Origin of the sequence: Diaphorobacter sp. HDW4A (genome assembly GCF_011305995.1) — a bacterium.
GTDB lineage: Bacteria > Pseudomonadota > Gammaproteobacteria > Burkholderiales > Burkholderiaceae_C > Diaphorobacter_A.
In genome coordinates this window covers 301190-319762 of the sequence record NZ_CP049910.1, presented here as the reverse complement: position 1 = coordinate 319762, position 18573 = coordinate 301190, and the positions used below count along the sequence as shown (strand labels likewise).

General features: G+C 62.7%; 17 protein-coding genes. 14 read left to right on the top strand and 3 right to left on the bottom strand.

The window, feature by feature from the left end:
- Positions 1 to 36: 36 nt before the first annotated feature.
- The 12 genes from G7047_RS01430 (at position 37) to leuB (ending at position 11824) form a co-directional block, all read left to right on the top strand.
- Positions 37 to 2037 carry an OPT family oligopeptide transporter gene (locus G7047_RS01430; RefSeq protein ID WP_166300032.1) on the top strand — a complete coding sequence of 667 codons (2001 nt, stop codon included), beginning with the start codon at positions 37 to 39 and terminating at the stop codon, positions 2035 to 2037.
- Between the two features lie 184 nt (positions 2038 to 2221).
- Positions 2222 to 3262, top strand: a complete 1041-nt coding sequence (locus tag G7047_RS01425; RefSeq protein ID WP_205904807.1) for a peptidase U32 family protein — start codon at positions 2222 to 2224, stop codon at positions 3260 to 3262.
- Positions 3263 to 3317: 55 nt separating this feature from the next.
- Positions 3318 to 4214 carry a U32 family peptidase gene (locus G7047_RS01420; RefSeq protein ID WP_166300030.1) on the top strand — a complete coding sequence of 299 codons (897 nt, stop codon included), beginning with the start codon at positions 3318 to 3320 and terminating at the stop codon, positions 4212 to 4214.
- A 17-nt stretch (positions 4215 to 4231) separates the two neighbouring features.
- Positions 4232 to 4729, top strand: coding sequence for an SCP2 domain-containing protein (locus tag G7047_RS01415; protein WP_240939336.1), 498 nt, complete (start codon positions 4232 to 4234; stop codon positions 4727 to 4729).
- A complete protein-coding gene (locus tag G7047_RS01410; RefSeq protein ID WP_166300028.1) occupies positions 4719 to 5126 on the top strand; it encodes a putative zinc-binding protein in 408 nt (135 codons plus the stop codon). The genes G7047_RS01415 and G7047_RS01410 overlap by 11 nt, the downstream gene beginning before the upstream one ends.
- Positions 5127 to 5133: 7 nt before the next feature.
- A complete protein-coding gene (locus G7047_RS01405) occupies positions 5134 to 5730 on the top strand; it encodes a UbiX family flavin prenyltransferase (RefSeq protein WP_166300026.1) in 597 nt (198 codons plus the stop codon).
- Positions 5727 to 7211 carry a 4-hydroxy-3-polyprenylbenzoate decarboxylase gene (gene ubiD / locus G7047_RS01400; protein WP_166300024.1) on the top strand — a complete coding sequence of 495 codons (1485 nt, stop codon included), beginning with the start codon at positions 5727 to 5729 and terminating at the stop codon, positions 7209 to 7211. Before G7047_RS01405 ends, ubiD begins: the two co-directional genes overlap by 4 nt.
- Positions 7212 to 7337: 126 nt before the next feature.
- Positions 7338 to 8285: a LysR family transcriptional regulator gene (locus G7047_RS01395; RefSeq protein WP_166300022.1), complete on the top strand. Its 948-nt coding sequence runs from the start codon at positions 7338 to 7340 to the stop codon at positions 8283 to 8285.
- 82 nt (positions 8286 to 8367) lie between these two features.
- Positions 8368 to 9789, top strand: coding sequence for a 3-isopropylmalate dehydratase large subunit (gene leuC / locus G7047_RS01390; protein WP_166300020.1), 1422 nt, complete (start codon positions 8368 to 8370; stop codon positions 9787 to 9789).
- A 39-nt stretch (positions 9790 to 9828) separates the two neighbouring features.
- Positions 9829 to 9957: an entericidin A/B family lipoprotein gene (locus G7047_RS01385; protein ID WP_166300018.1), complete on the top strand. Its 129-nt coding sequence runs from the start codon at positions 9829 to 9831 to the stop codon at positions 9955 to 9957.
- 57 nt (positions 9958 to 10014) lie between these two features.
- Positions 10015 to 10686, top strand: coding sequence for a 3-isopropylmalate dehydratase small subunit (gene leuD / locus G7047_RS01380; RefSeq protein ID WP_166300016.1), 672 nt, complete (start codon positions 10015 to 10017; stop codon positions 10684 to 10686).
- Between the two features lie 67 nt (positions 10687 to 10753).
- Positions 10754 to 11824, top strand: a complete 1071-nt coding sequence (gene leuB, locus G7047_RS01375) for a 3-isopropylmalate dehydrogenase (protein WP_166300014.1) — start codon at positions 10754 to 10756, stop codon at positions 11822 to 11824.
- Between the two features lie 78 nt (positions 11825 to 11902).
- On the opposite strand, the gene G7047_RS01370 is transcribed toward leuB, so the two are convergent.
- The 3 genes from G7047_RS01370 to G7047_RS01360 all read right to left on the bottom strand — a co-directional run bounded on the left by G7047_RS01370 (position 11903) and on the right by G7047_RS01360 (position 14004).
- The gene (locus G7047_RS01370; protein WP_166300012.1) at positions 11903 to 12562 is read right to left on the bottom strand and encodes a hypothetical protein; all 660 of its coding nucleotides are present in this window, start codon (positions 12560 to 12562) and stop codon (positions 11903 to 11905) included.
- A gap of 11 nt (positions 12563 to 12573) precedes the next feature.
- Positions 12574 to 13530 carry a 5'/3'-nucleotidase SurE gene (locus G7047_RS01365; protein ID WP_166300010.1) on the bottom strand — a complete coding sequence of 319 codons (957 nt, stop codon included), beginning with the start codon at positions 13528 to 13530 and terminating at the stop codon, positions 12574 to 12576.
- A 141-nt stretch (positions 13531 to 13671) separates the two neighbouring features.
- Complete coding sequence (locus tag G7047_RS01360) at positions 13672 to 14004, bottom strand: YegP family protein (protein WP_166300008.1); 333 nt, start codon at positions 14002 to 14004, stop codon at positions 13672 to 13674.
- A gap of 386 nt (positions 14005 to 14390) precedes the next feature.
- Between G7047_RS01360 and asd the strand changes: the two genes are divergently transcribed.
- Positions 14391 to 15521, top strand: a complete 1131-nt coding sequence (gene asd, locus G7047_RS01355; protein ID WP_166300006.1) for an aspartate-semialdehyde dehydrogenase — start codon at positions 14391 to 14393, stop codon at positions 15519 to 15521.
- Between the two features lie 276 nt (positions 15522 to 15797).
- A complete protein-coding gene (locus tag G7047_RS01350) occupies positions 15798 to 18518 on the top strand; it encodes a FimV/HubP family polar landmark protein (protein ID WP_166300004.1) in 2721 nt (906 codons plus the stop codon).
- Positions 18519 to 18573: the final 55 nt, after the last annotated feature.

Below are 18573 nucleotides of genomic sequence, written 5' to 3'. Positions count from 1 at the left end.
AGTTCCCGGTTCTTGAGAATAAAAACAGGAAAAATCATGCAATCTTCCGTGCCCATGCGCGAATTCACTTTGCGCGGCGTGCTGCTCGGCGCGCTCATCACGCTCGCCTTCACGGCCGCCAATGTCTATCTGGGCCTCAAGGTCGGACTGACCTTCGCCTCGGCGATTCCGGCGGCGGTCATCTCCATGGCCCTGCTCTACAAGTTCAAGGATTCCAACATCCTTGAAAACAACCTCGTGCAGACGCAGGCCTCGGCCGCAGGCACGCTTTCGGCCGTGATCTTCGTGATTCCCGGGCTCGTGATGATGGGCTTGTGGAGCGGCTTTCCGTTCTGGCAGACCGCGCTGATCTGCGCTGCGGGTGGCACGCTGGGCGTGCTCTACACGATTCCGCTGCGGCGCGTGATGGTGGTGCAGTCCGCACTGCCCTACCCGGAAGGCGTCGCGGCCGCCGAGGTGCTGCGCGTGGGTGACGCACAGCGGCACTCAGAGACAGCTGACGCCGCCCAGCGCTCGGGCGCGATGCGCGAGCTGGGCTGGGGCACGGGCATGGCGGCGGTGTTCGGGCTGTTCAGCGGCGGCTTCCGACTGCTTGGCGATGCGGTGAATTTCTGGATTCCTGCGGGCTCCACCGTGTTCCGTGTAGCGGCGGGATTCTCCCCGGCGCTGCTCGCTGCGGGCTATCTGATGGGAATGGCGGCCGGCATGGCCGTGCTGCTCGGCGTGGTGCTCTGCTGGTTTGTGATCGTGCCGTGGCTCACGGCGGGCATCACGCCCGCCGATGGGCAGACCATCGTTGCATTGGCCGGTCAGGTGTGGTCGCAGAAAGCCAAGTTCGTCGGCGCAGGCGTGATCGCCATCGCCGCGCTCTGGGCGCTGATCACGCTCGCGGGTCCCATCATCGCGGCCATCCGCGCCCAACCGGCTCGCACGCAAACGGCAAGCTCAGGCCAACGTGACGAGACCGATGTCGACATGCCGCGCAGCTGGATGCTGATGATCGGCCTTGCCGCCCTCGCCGTGCTGTTCCTCGTAGTCAACTACTTCATCGGCGCGCACATGACTGCTCTGTCGGCCGGATCGCGCTATGGCCTTGCCGCGCTCTGCGTGGTGTTCGCCGCGATCTTCGGCTTTCTCGTGGCCGCCGCCTGCGGCTACATGGCCGGGCTCGTCGGCTCCTCGGCCAGCCCCATCTCGGGGATCGGCATCATCGCCACGGTGTTGATGGGGCTCACGCTGCTGGCCCTGAGCATGCTGATCCCGTCGTTTCACGAGAGCCTCAGCGGCAACCTGGGCGTGGTGCTCGTGCTGTTCATGGTGTCGGTGATTCTCGCGATGGCCGCGATTTCCAACGACAACCTGCAGGATCTGAAAACCGGCTACATCGTCGGCGCGACGCCGTGGCGTCAGCAGATGGTGCTGATCATCGGCTGCCTCGTCGGCGCGCTGGTCATTCCGCCGGTGCTCGACCTGCTCTACAACGCCTATGGTTTCGCAGGCGCTCTGCCACGCGCGGACATGGACCCCAAGCTCGCGCTCGAAGCCCCGCAGGCCAATCTGATGAAGCAGATCTCGACCGGCATCTTCAGCGGCTCGCTGGACTGGTCGATGCTCGGCACCGGTGTGGTGCTCGGCCTCGTCGTCATCGCGCTCGACTGGCTGCTGCGCAAGTCAGGCCGGGGCGCGCTGCCGCCGCTGGCCGTTGGTCTCGGCATCTACCTGCCGCCCACCATCGGCGTGACGCTGACCATCGGCGCGTTGCTCGGCTTCGGCATCCAAAAGGCGCTCAAGAAGGTTGGCGAACGCAAGGGCTCGGCATGGATCGCCTCAGCCGAAGAGCGCGGTCTGCTGCTCGCATCGGGGCTCATCGTGGGCGAGAGTCTGATGGGATTGGCGATTGCCGCCGTGATCGGCTTCAGCGGCCAGAATGCACCACTCGCGCTGGTGGGCGAGGGCTTTGGCGCAGCGCCGTGGCTGGGCCTGATCTACTTCATCGCGCTGACGACCATCTTCTACCGCAGGGTCGTGGCACGTTGATGTCGGGCAAGCCCTTGCCGCAGTGACGCCACATATCCGGCAAGGGTCCGCAGTTCATGCTGAAGTAATGATAAAAATCAGATTGTGGTTTTACGGCGACGCCTAATGTGTGCACCTCCTACATAGTGAGGTCCCCACGGTGTCTACCCCACATACAGAAGCAACGCCCCATCACGGCATTCCCATTTCGGCCAACGACGCGCTGATCGGAGCCCATCGCCCGGCTCCCGAGCTTGTCTGTCCGGCCGGCAGTCTTCCAGCTCTGAGGGCCGCCGTGGACGCGGGCGCGAACTGCGTCTACCTCGGGTTGCGCGACGCCACGAACGCGCGCAATTTCGCGGGTCTCAATTTCGACGAGCCGGCCATTCTCAAGGGCATCGCCTACGCCCACGCACGCGGCTGCAAGGTGCTGCTCGCGCTCAACACCTACCCGCGCGCCAGCGCGCCCGAGCCATGGCATGCCGCACTCGACCGCGCCGCGCTGTGGGGGGTGGATGCGGTCATCCTCGCCGATCCAGGCCTCATGCGTTATGCCTGCAACCGCCACCCTGACCTGCGGCTGCATCTCTCGGTGCAGGGCTCGGCGACCAACCATGCCGCCATCAACTTCTACCAAAAGCAATTCAACATCCAGCGCGCCGTGCTGCCGCGCGTGCTGTCGATGGAGCAGGTCAAGCAGGTGATCGAGCGCACCTCGGTGGAGATCGAGGTGTTCGCCTTCGGCAGCCTGTGCGTGATGGTCGAAGGCCGCTGCGCGCTCTCGTCCTATGCCACAGGCGAGTCGCCGAACACCCACGGCGTGTGCTCGCCCGCCAAGTTTGTGCGCTGGCGGGACACGCCAAGCGGCATGGAGTCGCGCCTCAACGGCGTGCTGATCGACCGCTACGATCCCGGCGAGAAAGCGGGCTATCCCACGCTCTGCAAGGGCCGCTTCAATGTGGGCGACGAGAGCAACTATTACGCGCTCGAAGAGCCCACCAGCCTCAACACGCTGGAGCTGCTGCCGCAGCTCGTGAAGCTGGGCGTGCGCGCCTTCAAGATTGAGGGCCGCCAGCGCAGCCCCGCCTATGTCGAACAGGTCACTCAGGTATGGCGCGATGCCATCGACCACTGCGTCGATCAAGGCCACCGCTACTCGCCCAAGGCGATCTGGATGACAGTACTCGACCAGCTCGCCGAAGGCCAGCAGCACACGCTGGGCGCCTATCACCGCCCCTGGAAGTGAGCCTCGCTCCAACCAACGCAGCCACTCATCAGCCACGCACGAAGGACGATGCACCATGCAGCTCTCACTCGGCCCCCTGCTCTACTACTGGTCCCGCGAAGACGTGTTCGCGTTCTATCAATCCATGGCAAGAACCTCAGTGGACATCGTCTACCTTGGCGAGACCGTGTGCTCCAGGCGGCATGAGCTGCGGCTCAAGGACTGGCTCGACATCGGCTACCTGCTGCGCGACAAGGGCAAGGAGGTGGTGTTCAGCACACAGGTGCTGCTCGAATCCACGGCCGAGGTCGGCCAGATGCACAAGCTCGTCGCCAACGGCGATTTTCTGGTCGAAGCCAACGACATGGGGGCCGTGAATGCACTCGCAAACGCGCAGCCGTTCGTCGCCGGCCCCCACCTCAATCTCTACAACGCAGATTCCCTCAACTGGATGGCCCAGCTCGGCGCGTTCCGCTGGGTCATGCCGCTGGAGATGCCCGGCGATGAACTCGTCGCCATGCTCGCGCGCACCGCCGCGCCGCTGCAGACCGAGGTGTTCGCCTACGGCCGCATGCCGCTCGCGTTTTCCGCGCGCTGCTTCACCGCAAGGCACTACAACCGGCCCAAGGACGACTGCGGTTTTGCCTGCCTGGAGCACCCGGACGGCCAACTGCTGAGCACGCGCGAGTCGCAGCATTTTCTTGTGCTCAACGGCACGCAGACGCAGTCGGCACGCATCCACAACCTGATTGCCGAGGTGCCCGAACTCAGCACGCTGGGCGTCGAGGTGCTGCGCCTGAGCCCACAGTCGCGCAACATGGAGCAGGTCATCGAGGCCTTCGACATGGCGCGCAACGACGTGCACGAATCCAGAGCCGCAAGCGAGCTGCTCACCACCGCCATGCACGACAGCGCCTGCAACGGCTACTGGCACGCCAGACCGGGCATGGACCTGCAGGTGCCCGCTCCGTAATTTTGAATCGCCGCGACATGAACATCACCGCCATCTCCGCCACCACGCCCCCCATCGCCGTACCCGCACCACTGGGCTCGCTGCTCTCGCGCCTGCCTGCCTTTCCCGGCTCGCTACTGCTGGTCACGGCCATCAACTTCATGCTGGCAAAACAATTGCCGAGCGACGTGAAAGCGCTGCTCAAGGGCCGACACCTTTCGATCCGCGTGACCGATGCGCGCGTCGCCTTCGACTTCATCTGCGACGGCGAACGCTTCGTTGCGAGCGCGCCGAAACAAGAACCTAATCTGATCGTGAGCGCATCGGCATGGGACTTCGTGCAGCTCGCGCAGCGCAAGCAGGACCCCGACACGCTGTTCTTCAGCCGCAGGCTCGTCATGCAGGGTGACACCGAACTGGGCCTCGTCGTGAAGAATGCGCTCGATGCGCTGGAGCTGCCGTTGCTCGACCCTATGCACTGGACGCCGCGTGCCATGCTTTCGCGCTGGACTGCGGGGAAGCGCGATGCAGACTGATGCAACACCATCCAACACGATGCTGCCGCTGGTCTATTCCTGCTCCGGCTGCTCCAGCGCAGCGCAGCTCGCTAACCATGTTGCATTGCAGCTCGACAGACGCGGCACGGCAGAGATGTCCTGCATCGCGGGCGTCGGCGGTCATGTGCCCAAGCTCGTGCGACTCGCCCAATCGGGGCGGCCCATCATCGCGCTCGACGGCTGCCCGCTCAACTGCACCGCCAACTGCCTCGCACAGCATGGCATTCAGGCCGCTCGCCACTACCAATTGCACGAGCAAGGCGTGAAGAAACGCGCGCATCAGGACTTCAAACCCGAGCAGGCGCAGCAGGTGCTCGCGCATATCGAGGCGGACCTGCGCGCGCAGCCACTGGTCCGCACCGAAGCCAAAGCCTGAGCCGCCCATGCCACAACGAATCGTGATCGGCATTTCTGGCGCCAGCGGCGCGGTCTATGGCGTTCGCCTGCTGCAGGCGCTCGCCGACATTCCCAATGTGCAAGCCCATCTGGTGGTGTCAAACGCAGGTTGGCGCACGCTGCGCCACGAGCTCGATCTGACGCCCGCGTACGTGCAGAGCCTTGCCGATGTGATGCATGACAACGACAACATCGGCGCGAGCATCGCAAGCGGCTCGTTCGCTGCGCACGGAATGGTGATCGCGCCCTGCTCGATGCGCTCGCTCGCCGCCATCGCGCACGGCCTGGCCGACAACCTGCTGACGCGCACCGCCGACGTGATGCTCAAGGAACGCCGCCGCCTGATCCTGATGGCGCGCGAGACGCCGCTGCACCTCGTGCATCTGCGCAACATGACGATGGTGACGGAGATGGGCGGCATCATCTGCCCGCCCGTTCCCGCGTTCTACCAACACCCTCAATCCATCGACGACATCGTTCGGCACAGCGTGGCGCGCGTGCTGGACCTGCTCGGCTTGGAGCACGCCCTCGCCACCGCGTGGCCGGGGCTCGCCCTTTGCGACGCCGACACTCCCGCACCATGAGCTACCGCGATCTGAGAGATTTTCTGAACCAGCTGGAGACGGACAACGAACTCCGGCGCATCGACCAAAGCGTCTCGCCCTACCTGGAAATGACGGCGCTTTCCGAGCGCGTGCTGCGTGCGGGTGGCCCGGCCCTGCTGTTCGAGCGCCCTCAGGGCCACAGCATGCCGATGCTCGGCAACCTGTTCGGCACGCCGCAGCGCGTGATGCGCGCATTGGGCGTGAGCGATCTGCAAGGCGTGCGCCAGCTCGGCGAGACCCTCGCATCGCTCAAGGAACCCGAGCCGCCGCGCGGTGCCAGAGAACTGTGGCAACAGCGCAGCCTGCTCAAGAGCCTCTGGAACATGACGCCCGCGCGCGTGGGCCGCGCCCCGTGCCAGCAGATCGTCATCGAAGGCCCGGACGTCGATCTCACGCAGCTGCCGATCCAGCACTGCTGGCCCGGCGACGTCGCCCCGCTCGTCACCTGGGGGCTGACGATCACACGCGGCCCGCGCAAGGCACGCCAGAATCTAGGCATCTACCGCCAGCAACTGCTGTCGAGAAACCAGCTCATCATGCGCTGGCTCTCGCATCGCGGCGGCGCGCTCGACTTCGCGGACCACTGCAGGCAAAGCCCCGGCACGCCCTACCCGGTGGCGGTGGCCATCGGCGCTGATCCGGCCACGCTGCTCGGCGCGGTCACGCCCGTGCCCGACAGCCTGTCCGAATACCAGTTCGCGGGCCTGCTGCGCGGCTCCCGCACCGAAGTGGTTGCCGCACAGACAGTTCTGCTCGACGTGCCCGCCACCGCTGAGATCATTCTGGAAGGCCATATCCACCCCGATCCCGCGCACCCAAGCGGTTGGCAGCACGCCATGGAGGGACCCTACGGCGACCATACCGGTTACTACAACGAGTGCGCGGAGTTTCCCGTATTCACCATCGAGCGCATTACCCGCCGCGAGCAGGCGATCTACCACAGCACCTATACCGGCAAGCCACCCGACGAACCGGCCGTGCTCGGTCAGGTGCTCAACGAACTCTTTGTGCCGCTGCTGCAGCGCGCGTTTCCCGAGATCGTCGATTTCCACCTGCCACCCGAAGGCTGCAGCTACCGCATGGCCGTGGTCAGCATCCGCAAGGCCTATGCGGGCCACGCCCGCCGCGTGATGATGGGCATCTGGAGCCATCTGCGGCAGTTTCTCTACACCAAGTTCATCGTGGTGGTGGACGACGACATCGACGTGCGCGACTGGAAGGAAGTCATCTGGGCGATCACCACCCGCATGGACCCGGCGCGCGACACCATGATGATCGAGCGCACCCCCATCGACTACCTCGACTTCGCCTCACCAGTTGCAGGGCTCGGCAGCAAGATGGGACTGGACGCCACCCACAAATGGCCCGGCGAGACCACGCGTGAATGGGGGTCGACCATCACAATGGAGGCAGACGTCACTACTCGCATGCATGCGCTGGCGGATGCGCTCGGTTTGTAGCCATCGCCAAATCAGTGGGCGCCCATCACCTTTTGGGCAGTAATACATCGCAAATCGCGATGTCAGACTCAGAATATCGCCATAAAATGGCAGTTGCATTCTGTTTTCACGATTACTACACCCGCAATGAAAAGCTCCGAGCGCAGTTTTGCGCGCCGCATCGACCTGACCTCTCTGCAGCTGTTTGTCGCAGTCTGCGAGCTGGGCAGTATCGGCCGTGCGGCGGAGCGTGAGTTCATTGCTGCATCGGCTGTGAGCAAGCGCTTGTCCGATCTGGAGACCACCGTCGACACAGCCCTGCTGTATCGCCATAGCCGCGGCGTCACGCTCACGCCTGCGGGTGAAAGCCTGCTGCACCATGCACGCACCGTGCTGTTTGGCCTCGAGCGCATGCAGGGCGAGCTCTCGGAATACGCGGACGGCGTGCGCGGCCATGTGCGCATGCACGCCAACATTTCGGCCATCGTGCAGTTTCTCCCCGAGGATCTGGGCGCCTTCGCGAGCGAGCACACACAGGTCAAGATCGACCTGCAGGAACACCTGAGCCAGGAAGTGATGAACGCGGTGCGCGACGGCGCAACCGATCTGGGGGTGTGCCACACAGGCTCGTCCGACGATCCAGAAGGCCTGCAAAGCCGCGCCTACCGCAATGACCGGCTGGTCGTCGTCATGCCGCAGTCGCATGTGCTCGCCAAGCGCGAATCCATCACCTTTGCCGAAGCCATGGAATGGGATATCGTCGGCCTGCAGGCGGGCAGCAGCATCAGCCTCGCGATGCGCCAGGCCGCAGGCCAGACCGCCAAGCCGCTGCGCCAGCGCATGCAGGTCACCAGCCTCGACGCCATGTGCCGCATGATCGACAACGGCCTCGGCATCGGGCTGATTCCCGACCGCGCTTTCGCGCTGATGCATGGCATGGGCCATCTTGCAGCGATCGCGCTCAACGAGCCCTGGGCAGAGCGCCAACTGCGTGTCGTCGCCCGCGATTTCAACGCATTGCCAGTCACAGCGCGACTATTGGTAGAGCATCTGACGCGGCCACTGGCGGCTGAACACCAGCCGCTAGCCGCCTGAGCAAAAGCACGAGCTCGCTGGCTCCCGCACAAGAATATTCGAATCCCCACCTTCAGAACCCTACGAAAGAAAAGAGCACATCATGGGACGCACTCTCTACGACAAAGTCTTCGATGAACATGTGGTTCACACCGAAGAAGACGGCACCGCGGTTCTCTACATCGACCGCCATCTGGTGCACGAAGTGACCAGCCCGCAGGCGTTCGAAGGCCTGCGTGAGGCCGGCCGTAAAGTCTGGCGTGTGAGTTCCATCGTCGCCACCGCCGACCACAACACGCCCACCACCAACTGGGATCAGGGCTACGACGGCATCACCGATCCGATCAGCAAGGAACAGATCACTACGCTCGACAAGAACATCGCATCGGTCGGCGCTGCGGCGTTCTTCCCGTTCATGTCCAAGCGTCAAGGCATCGTGCATGTGATCGGCCCCGAAAACGGCGCCACCCTGCCCGGAATGACTGTGGTCTGCGGCGACAGCCACACCTCCACGCACGGCGCATTCGGCGCGCTGGCTCACGGCATCGGCACATCCGAAGTCGAGCACGTAATGGCTACGCAGACCTTGCTCGCCAAGAAGGCGAAGAACATGCTGGTGAAGGTCAACGGCCACACGGCTCCTGGCGTGACCGGCAAGGACATCGTGCTCGCCATCATCGGCAAAATCGGCACGGCGGGCGGCACCGGCTACACCATCGAATTCGCGGGCGAAGCGATCCGTGACCTGTCCATGGAAGGCCGCATGACAGTCTGCAACATGGCGATCGAAGCCGGTGCGCGCGCCGGCATGGTGGCCGTGGACGACAAGACGATTGCCTACGTGAAGGGTCTGCCGCTCTCGCCCACCGGCGTGGAATGGGATCAGGCCGTGGCGTACTGGAAGACGCTGCACACCGACGCAGATGCCAAGTTCGACCACGTTGTCGAACTCGACGCCAAGGTCATCGTGCCGCAGGTGACCTGGGGCACGTCGCCCGAGATGGTGCTCGGCGTGGACGCCAGCGTGCCCGATCCGGACAAGGAAAAAGACCCGAGCAAGCGCAGTGCCATCGAGCGCGCGCTGACCTACATGAACCTCGAACCCGGCAAGCCACTGAACGATGTGTTCGTGGACAAGGTGTTCATCGGCTCCTGCACCAACAGCCGCATAGAGGACATGCGCGAAGCCGCTGCCGTGGTCAAGAAGCTCGGCCAAAAAGTGGCAAAGAACATCAAGCTCGCGATGGTGGTGCCCGGCTCCGGCCTCGTGAAGGAACAAGCTGAGCGCGAAGGTCTGGACCAGATCTTCAAGGCCGCCGGGTTCGAGTGGCGCGAGCCTGGTTGCTCGATGTGCCTCGCGATGAACGCCGACCGCCTCGAGCCCGGTGAGCGCTGCGCCTCCACAAGCAATCGCAACTTCGAAGGCCGCCAAGGCGCGGGTGGCCGCACCCACCTGGTGAGCCCGGCAATGGCCGCAGCAGCAGCGATCCACGGACATTTTGTCGATGTGCGCAAATTTGCGTGATGATATGAAGTCTCAACCCATTTTTTGGAGAAATTTCACATGACCAAGTTCGCCATCGCCATCGCCCTGATCAGCACTTTCGTCCTCGCCGGTTGCAACACCGTCAAGGGCGTGGGACAGGACGTTCAGCGCGCCGGCGGCGCGCTCGAGCGCGCAGCCGACAAATAAGGCCAAGCCAAGCGGCACGCCGGGTTGGCGTGCCGCCAGAATTTCAGGACCGTTCAGATGCAAAAATTCACCGTGCACAAAGGCCTCGTGGCTCCCATGGACCGCGAGAACGTCGACACCGACGCCATCATCCCCAAGCAGTTTCTCAAGTCGATCAAGAAGACCGGCTTCGGCGTGAACCTGTTCGACGAGTGGCGCTACCTCGACCACGGCGAGCCCGGTCAGGATCCGGCCAGCCGCAAGCCGAATCCCGACTTCGTACTCAATGCGCCCCGCTACAACGGCGCATCGATTCTCATCGCACGCCGCAACTTCGGCTGCGGCTCAAGCCGCGAGCACGCCCCGTGGGCGCTCGACCAATACGGCTTTCGCGCCATCCTCGCGCCCAGCTTTGCCGACATTTTCTTCAACAATTGCTTCAAGAACGGCCTGCTGCCCATCGTGCTGCCCGAGTCCGTGATCGACCAGTTGTTCAACGAAGTGCAGGCCTTCCCCGGCTATGAACTCACCATCGATCTGGATCGCCAGGTCATCGTGCGCAGTCAGGGCGACGAGATTCCGTTTGACGTGATTCCGTTTGACGTGATTCCGTTTCGCAAATACTGCCTGCTCAACGGCTTCGACGACATCGGACTGACGCTGCGCCACACCGACAAGATCAAAAGCTACGAAGCGGCGCGCCTGGCTTCCAAACCATGGCTTGCGCACACGATGCCCGCTTCGGCGTGATTTCTCTTACCCTCCTGCGCTGTCGGCAGAGGGTAGAAAACAGAACAACCAACTTGAACCATTCATCATGAAAATCGCAGTTTTGCCCGGAGACGGCATCGGTACCGAAATCGTCGCGGAAGCCGTTAAGGTGCTGGACGCACTCGACCTGAATCTGGAGATGGAATCGGCATTGGTCGGCGGTGCGGCGTTCGACGCGCATGGCCACCCACTGCCTGAATCCACTCTCAAGCTCGCCAAGGAAGCCGACGCCATCCTGTTCGGCGCCGTAGGCGACTGGAAGTACGACAAGCTCGACCGTCCGCTGCGTCCCGAGCAAGCCATTCTGGGCCTGCGCAAGGCGCTCGGCCTGTTTGCCAACTTCCGTCCCGCGATCTGCTACGAGCAATTGGTGAACGCGTCGAGCCTTAAGCCCGAACTGGTCGCAGGTCTGGACATCCTGATCATCCGCGAGCTGACCGGCGACATCTACTTCGGCCAGCCGCGCGGCAAGCGCACGGCCGTTGATGGCCACTTCCCCGGCGCCGAAGAAGCCTTCGACACCATGCGCTACTCGCGCCCCGAAATCGAACGCATCGCCCGCGTCGCCTTCGAAGCCGCCCGCAAGCGTAACAAGAAGGTCACCAGCGTCGACAAGGCCAATGTGCTCGAAACTTTCCAGTTCTGGAAGGATGTGGTCACCGAAGTGCACAAGGACTATCCGGACGTCGAACTGCAGCACATGTACGTCGACAACGCCGCCATGCAACTGGTGAAGGCACCCAAATCGTTCGACGTGATCGTCACCGGCAACATGTTCGGCGACATCCTGTCCGACGAAGCCTCAATGCTGACCGGCTCCATCGGCATGCTGCCTTCGGCCAGCCTGAACGACAAGAAGCAAGGCCTGTATGAGCCAAGCCACGGCAGCGCACCCGACATCGCCGGCAAGGGCGTTGCCAACCCGCTCGCCACCATTCTGTCCGCCGCAATGATGCTGCGCTTCTCGCTGAACCAGGAAGAAGCCGCCAATCGCATCGAAACCGCCGTGAAGAAGGTACTCGAGCAAGGTCTGCGCACGCCAGACATTTTCAGCGAAGGCACAACCCGAGTCAGCACCCGCGAGATGGGCGACGCCGTGGTGAAGGCGCTGGGCTGATAGCCCAAAGTCACCCGCGCTTCAAGCAACAAGGGCAGCCAAGAGGCTGCCCTTTTTCACTCCAGATCACCCAACGGCTCAGCCCGCAAAGGCCCAGAGATCTACCGATGGATTGCTGTCGGCATTCACGAGGCGCAGCACAGCCGGAGCGTAGTCGCTATCCTGCAGCGCATAACCGTTGATAGAAACGGGCAGACCCGAACAGCCAGTGGTCGCCAACTGGATCTTCACCGCCTGCGCGACGCTGGCTTTGGCAAACTGCCCCGAGATCTTGCAACTGCTGCTGCCAGCACTCACTTTGCCCGATGCATCCACGGTGAACATGGCACGGCTCTGGTCTGCGAGCAGCAGCACGTAGGTGCCCGCCACCTCCCCCAAAGCCATTGCGGCGCTGTTCAGCACCGTCGTGCTCGCAAAGACGATGGCCGTATCGCTGGCGATTCCACCACTCGCCATCCAGGCCTTCTTCTCGCCAGATTCGCGCGAATAGATCGAGGCGGCCTTCTCGTTATTGCCGTTCAAGACGACGAGCGCCTGACCATCTGCGGCCGAATAGTACTTGCCAGCGAGCAGCTCATCGCCGCGCGTGACCGACACCGCATACACGCCCGCGCCCGACATGGCAGGCACAGCGAGCGTCGGGGCGTTCGACGAGGACGATCCACCGCCGCAGGCCGTGAGACCTGCGGCCATCATCAAAGAAGCCAGCACAGTGACTGGCCATGCTTGTTGTTTCATGCAAGCCTCCCTCATTGGCCCTTGAGGGTTTGCAAGCGCAGGCGCAGCCATTCCTGCGCAGCGGGGCGGTGCTCATAGCCGAACTGCATGGCGGATACCGCCACCTTGGAGGCTACGATCACCGATTCGTCTTCTGTCTGTGTCGCGTTCGGTTTGGCCGTGTTCACGACCGCGCCCATGCTGTAGACGCCATTGGCTACGCGAAAGCCCAGTTCGTAGGCGTTGTAGGTACCCACGCGCGAGAAGGCAAAGCCTGTGTCGCCCGCAATCGCCTTCGGGAAATTCACGTTCAGTGCCACTCCCTTGGCGAGCAGCGGGCCGCTGCCCTTCTGCGCGACAAGGCTGGCGAGCAGCTTGACGGTCAGGCCCGCGACGATCTTCGAATTCGGATTGGCCAACTGGCTGTCGTCGACGGTGTTGCTGTCGGCGCTCAGCGCAATCGCCGGAATACCACGGATCGCGGCCATCTGCACATTGCCGATGGTGCCGGAATTGACAATCAGCGAACCGATGTTCTGCCCTTCGTTCGGCCCGGAGAGAACCACGTCAGGCACTCCACCAAAGCGTTGCTTGGCCAGGATGTCAAGGCCATACAGCGTCGCCATCACCGGCGTGCCATGCACATAGTGCCAATCACCTCCGGTATAGCCGTCCTTGGTGAATGCACCCGCCGCAGGTGCCCCGATGGGTGCAGCACCGTTGTGGCAGCCATTTTCCTTGGTGATCTGCGCATCGTTGTCGGCGTTGATGGTCGTAGAGCTGTACATCACGATGCCGGCGCTGCGTCCGCTTTGCGGACTGCACGGCACGGATACCACCACGTTGTGGCCCGCGCCCTTGAGACCGTCATACAACGCCTTGACATTGCTGGTCAGCCCGTCGTCGTTGCTGATCAGCACATTGAGCGCCCATGCAGGCGATGCCATCGCCGCCCCCGCTACGGCCATGGCCAGAACTGTTTTTTTCATTTCTAAAGATGTGAGTCAAACAACCCAATTACTGTAGAAAGACCGCATGACACTCGAATGTCGATTCCATGATCGTTTCGTGAATTCAAAATGAAAAAGGCAGCCACGAGGGCTGCCCTGTCATGTGCCAGAAGTGTTCGATCAGCTGTTGTCTTTGACCGTCTTGCTCGCCCCGTTGACCTTTACGGATGCGATGCCTTCATCTCGCGACTTGGCCGTGGCATACATCTGGCTGCTGCCGATGACTTGGTGGTTCGCCGCCTTCAGGTTGAAGAAGGACTTGCCGTTTGTGGCTTCCTTGCGCTCATAGCGCTCCTCGAGCCCTGCATTGGTCTGCACGGACGCGATGCCGTTTTCGGCCGAGGCCTTGGTCTTGTAGAGTTCGCTCGTGAGAATGGTCTCCGCGTTGCCCGCCTTGAGGACGAAGCGGAACTGCCCGTCACTGCTCTTGCTGAGTTCAAACCAACCTGCCATGGATCACCTCCGGAAAATAAGTGAATGAAAGGATGAAAAGGATTCGAAACGCACGTTCGGACTGCGAGAAACGGTAGTAGTCCACGCAATCGCCACAACAGCATATGCCGAACTACCAAATGAATTGCAAAAAATGTTGCGCCACAAAAACACCACAAAACAGGCATCTCCGCTACAATGACCGCCTATGTTTGCTGCTCGCCCGTTCGCCCTGAACACTGCCCCTGCCAACCTGGCTGGTTTGGCTGCGTGCGCAACCATCATCTCCAAAATCACGACGATTAAGGGCTGACCCAGCCTGGTTCGTCGTGCGCCCTTCCTGGCCTGACGAGCCAGGCGAGCAGTCCCGATCGGGGTCACTGTTTTACTTTGAAAGGGCGTTGAAAATGAGCAAGTTGGTAGGTTTGGTCGGCTGGCGTGGCATGGTCGGCTCGGTTCTCATGGACCGCATGCAACAGGAAAATGACTTCGATCTGATCGAGCCCCTGTTCTTCTCCACATCCAACGCCGGCGGCAAGGCTCCGGCGATGGCCAAGAACGAAACCACGCTGCAGGACGCGTTCAACATCGACGCCCTCAAGCGCTGCGACATCATCATCACCGCCCAAGGCGGTGACTACACCACCGAGGTTTTCCCCAAGCTGCGCGCCGCAGGCTGGAATGGCCACTGGATCGACGCCGCCTCCACCCTTCGCATGAAGGATGACGCAGTCATCATTCTCGATCCGGTGAACATGCCCGTGATCAAGAACGCCCTCGCCAAGGGTGGAAACAACTGGGTGGGCGGCAACTGCACTGTCTCCTGCATGCTGATGGGGGTGGGCGCACTCTACAAGGCCGGTCTGGTCGAGTGGATGAGCACACAAACGTATCAAGCCGCATCCGGCGGCGGTGCCCAGCACATGCGTGAGCTGCTCACGCAGTACGGCACGCTGAACGCCGAAGTGAAGGCCCTGCTCGACGATCCCAAGAGCGCAATCCTTGAGATCGACCGCATGGTGGTGGCGAAGCAACGCAATCTGTCGGCCCAAGAAACGTCCAACTTCCTGGTGCCACTGGGCGGCAGTCTGATTCCCTGGATCGACAAGGATCTGGGCAACGGCATGTCCAAGGAAGAATGGAAGGGCATGGCCGAAACCAACAAGATCATGGGTCTGGGCGAAGGCTTCGGCACGCCGGCGATCCCGGTCGATGGTTTCTGCGTGCGCGTGGGCGCGATGCGTTGCCACAGCCAGGCACTGACCTTCAAGCTCAAGAAGGATGTGCCCGTCGCCGACATCGAGGCCATGATCGCTGCCGACAACGAGTGGGTGAAGGTGGTTCCGAACAACAAGGAAGCCACGATCAAGGATCTGACCCCTGTGGCCGTAACCGGCACCATGACCATCCCTGTAGGCCGCATCCGCAAGCTCGCCATGGGCCCCGAGTACGTCGGTGCATTCACCATCGGTGACCAATTGCTGTGGGGCGCTGCCGAGCCACTGCGCCGCATGCTGCGCATCCTGCTCGACGCGTAACACTTGATGGCAATCACCTCTCAACGGTCAGAATTTCGTGATCGGTGGGAGGTGAAGATACAATTTGCGACAGGCCGTTGTCCAATACCAACATATGAAATAGCGCTTCTCTACCAAACGAGTGGAGAGTGAAGTTGGAGTGTCGCATCAGCTTGTCAGTGCAAAACATTGATGCTATGGTGCTTTTACATATTTTCACGACCCGTAGTGGATGACACCAAAAGAAAACCTATTGCGTCATCTCAAAGCCCAATAAATCATCAATAAGTTGCACACATGCATCGCTGGAAATTTTCTGTTTTGGCGGCTGCTGCCATCGTATCCACCGGCCTGTTCACAGCCGATGTTCACGCTTTGGCGCTGGGCCAGATCCATGTGCGATCCGCTCTGGGGGAGCCATTGCGAGCGGATATCGACCTGCCTCAGGTCTCTGCGGCAGAAGCCGAGTCGTTGAAGGCCTCCACGGCCACGCCCGACGTCTATCGAGCTCAGGGACTCGAATACACGCCGTCCGTCAACGACATCCGCGTGCAGTTTCAACGTCGCCCGGATGGCACAGGCGTGCTCCGCTTGAGCAGTTCCAAGGCGATCAGCGATCCCTTTGTGGATCTGGTGATCGATGCCACGTGGGCATCGGGCCACATCGTGCGCAGTTACACCATGTTGTTGGATCCGCCGGAGCTGCGCCGCCCTGCCGCACCGCAAACCACTGCTCCGCAGATCAGCTCGCAGGAATCCCGCTTCTCCGAGCGTCCCGAATCCGCTCCCATCGTGGTCCCCGCACAGCGCAACCTGCCACAGATCCAGGAACGCCGCGCTCAGGCACCTACGCAACGTGTTGCTCCGGCACCGGCACCAGCCGCCGAATCGTCAGGTGGCGGTGAAGAGGTGCGCGTGCGCAGCGGTGAAACCGCCGGCCGCATCGCCGGTGCCCATCGCCCTGCAGGCGTGTCGCTTGACCAGATGCTGGTCGCCATGATGCGCGCCAACCCGAACGCTTTCATCAACGGCAACGTGAACCGTCTGCGCGCGGGCACCGTGCTGCAGATGCCGACCGAGTCGCAGGCCCAGGCCGTGACTGCGGGCGAAGCCAAGAAGATCATCGCTGCCCAGAGCCGCGACTTCAACGAATTCCGTCGCCGTCTTGCGACTGCCGCGCCTTCTGTCGAAGTGGCAACACCGCAGCGCGCGGCCAAGGGTTCGGTGCAGTCCCAGGTCGACGATCAGAAGCCTGCCACGGCCTCGTCCGACAAGCTCACACTCTCCAAGGGTGGCGTGCAGACTGCGAAGAAGGACGAGAAGCTCGCCCAGGATCGCCAGTCGAACCAGAATGCCGAGCGCATGGCCGAGCTGTCCAAGAACATCTCGGAGTTGAACAAGGTTGGTGCCGCCGCAGGCACGCCTGCAGCCACCGCCAGCAAGCCCGCCGATCTGCCCGCAGTGGCCACCGTGCCTGCAACAGTTCCCGGTGCGGGCGCTACAGCGGCCCCCGCCGTGCCTGCTGCATCCGCAGCCGCAGCGCCAGCAACCACGGCTGCCAGCGCAGCGGCTGCAGCTGCCGAGGCCGCCTCTTCGGCAGCCTCCGCTGCGGTCACCGCTGCCAGCTCCGCAGTCACTGCGGCCAGCGACGCCGTCGCAGCCGCCTCCGACGCGGCTTCGTCAGCCTCGGCACCTGCGCCCAAGAAGCGCGTCATCGTGCCGCCACCACCTCCTCCGCCAGAGCCCACTTTCTTCGAGAACCTCACCGAAGACCCGCTCATGCTCGGCGGCCTCGGCGTCGCTCTGCTCGCCCTGCTGGGTCTGGGAGGCTACAAGATCGCACAACGCCGCAAGGCCGCGTCGCTCGCCCCGTCCGACAGCTCGATGATGGACAGCAGCCTCGCGCCCGACTCGTTCTTCGGCGCAAGCGGTGGTCAGCGTGTGGACACCGCCAACAGCGGCCTGTCCACCGGCTCATCCTCGCTCGCCTATTCACCCAGCCAGCTGGATGCGGGTGAAGTCGATCCCGTCGCCGAAGCCGACGTGTACCTCGCCTACGGCCGCGATCTGCAGGCCGAGGAAATCCTTCGCGAAGCCGCTCGTGTCAATCCCGAGCGCACTTCCGTGCATGTGAAGCTGGCCGAAATCTACGCCAAGCGCCAAGACCGCAAGGCGCTGGAAGCACAGGCCCGCGAACTGTTTGCCCTGACCCAAGGTCAGGGCGTGGACTGGGCGCGCGTGGCCGAACTTGGCCGAACACAGGACCCGGAAAACGCGTTCTATCAGCAATCCGTCGCTCGCGCCGCTGGTTCTGCCGGTGTTGCAGCAGCCGTTGCTGCGTCTTCGAAGTCCGAGCATCTGGACTTGGACGCACCTAGCACGCTGCCAGTGCAATTCCATTCGTCCGCCCCGGCACCTGTCGCGGTCGCTGCACTGGATGATCTGGACCTCGACCTGAATCTCGGCACGTCCGCCTCGAACGCTGCCCCGCAGAACCACCAGTGGACTCCGCCTATTGCGCCTTCGCCAGCAGAGACGGCTGCAGCACCCAAGCTACCCGACTTCGAGCTGCCATCGCTGTCTCTGGATACACCAACGGCACCGGCTGTCTTTACACCTCCATCAGCCCCAGCTGCGGCATCGAATGGTCTGGACTTCCAACTGGATGACCTGTCGTTCAACAAGCCCGCTGCCAGCGCTGCTGCAGCCGCTGCGGAAGCTGCCCACTACGTCGAAACCACGGCTCGTCAGCCGCTGGAATTCGATCTGGGCGGCATCTCGCTCGACCTGAACAGCGCCACCAGCGCCCAGCACCCGACGACCGCACCAGCACCGATGGCCTCGCTGTCCGGAGCCGCGATGCCGGATGATCCGCTGAACACCAAGCTGGCGCTGGCCGAAGAGTTCAACGCCATCGGCGACAGCGAAGGTGCCCGCACCCTTGTCGAAGAAGTGATCGCCGAAGCCTCTGGCGAGCTGAAGCAGCGCGCTCAGCAACTGCTCTCCAAGCTGGGTTGATTTTGGCCCCTGCGCGAGCAAAGTCACCCAGTGTGATCCAATCGCTCCTCACAAG